Raw genomic sequence first — 1,329 nt, forward strand, 5'->3', positions numbered from 1 at the left:
TTAATGAGATGGTCACTCCCTCCTTCCCAGTACTATGCTGAGGACAGGCTTTCATTCGGAGAACCATCATGGAAAACATTGCGCTTATTGGTATCGATCTGGGTAAGAACTCTTTCCATATTCATTGTCAGGATCATCGTGGGAAGGCCGTTTACCGTAAAAAATTCACCCGACCAAAGCTAATCGAATTTCTGGCGACATGCCCAGCAACAACCATCGCGATGGAAGCCTGTGGCGGTTCTCACTTTATGGCACGCAAGCTGGCAGAGTTAGGGCATTTTCCAAAGCTGATATCACCGCAATTTGTCCGCCCATTCGTTAAAAGCAACAAAAATGACTTCGTTGATGCTGAAGCTATCTGTGAAGCAGCATCACGTCCATCTATGCGTTTCGTGCAGCCCAGAACCGAATCTCAGCAGGCAATGCGAGCTCTGCATCGTGTCCGTGAATCCCTGGTTCAGGATAAGGTGAAAACAACTAATCAGATGCATGCTTTTCTGCTGGAATTTGGTATCAGCGTTCCGCGAGGTGCTGCCGTTATTAGTCGACTGAGTACCCTTCTTGAGGACAGTAGTTTGCCTCTTTATCTCAGCCAGTTACTGCTGAAATTACAACAGCATTATCACTATCTTGTTGAGCAGATTAAAGATCTGGAATCTCAGTTGAAACGAAAGTTGGACGAAGATGAGGTTGGACAGCGCTTGCTGAGTATTCCCTGCGTTGGAACGCTGACTGCCAGTACTATTTCAACTGAGATTGGCGACGGGAAGCAGTACGCCAGCAGCCGTGACTTTGCGGCGGCAACAGGGCTGGTACCCCGACAGTACAGCACGGGAGGTCGGACGACATTGTTAGGGATTAGCAAGCGGGGCAACAAAAAGATCCGAACTTTGTTGGTTCAGTGTGCCAGGGTATTCATACAAAAACTGGAACACCAGTCTGGCAAGTTGGCCGACTGGGTCAGGGAGTTGTTGTGTCGGAAAAGCAACTTTGTCGTCACCTGTGCTCTGGCAAACAAGCTGGCCAGAATAGCCTGGGCACTGACGGCGCGACAGCAAACTTACGAAGCATAAAGGCAGAAATACACCAGTTTAAACAATCATTCATCTGGTTTTGCGAATACTGATATTGATGATACAAACGGCCCACCGGCCTGTTGAGGAACCTGTAAAACGGAAAGGCTCGCTGAAGCCGTATATTTTCTGGAGGTTCATCAGGCGCGGAACTCATCGAGGCGCGGGAATAAAATCCCATTCAGACGCCGGATAGATTCAAGCAAGCCAACTTATCGTCAAAATCGGTGTTGCAAAAACGGGAGTGACCATAGAT

1 protein-coding gene is annotated in these 1,329 nt (G+C 48.4%); it reads left to right on the forward strand.

Going from position 1 to position 1,329, the window contains the following annotated elements:
• Nucleotides 1-68 precede the first annotated feature (68 nt).
• Nucleotides 69-1,073: an IS110-like element IS5075 family transposase gene (locus ACSVHP_RS22935; protein ID WP_000427614.1), complete on the forward strand. Its 1,005-nt coding sequence runs from the start codon at nucleotides 69-71 to the stop codon at nucleotides 1,071-1,073.
• The last annotated feature ends 256 nt before the right edge of the window (nucleotides 1,074-1,329 follow it).

This window comes from Enterobacter sp. 186315 (genome assembly GCF_053290175.1).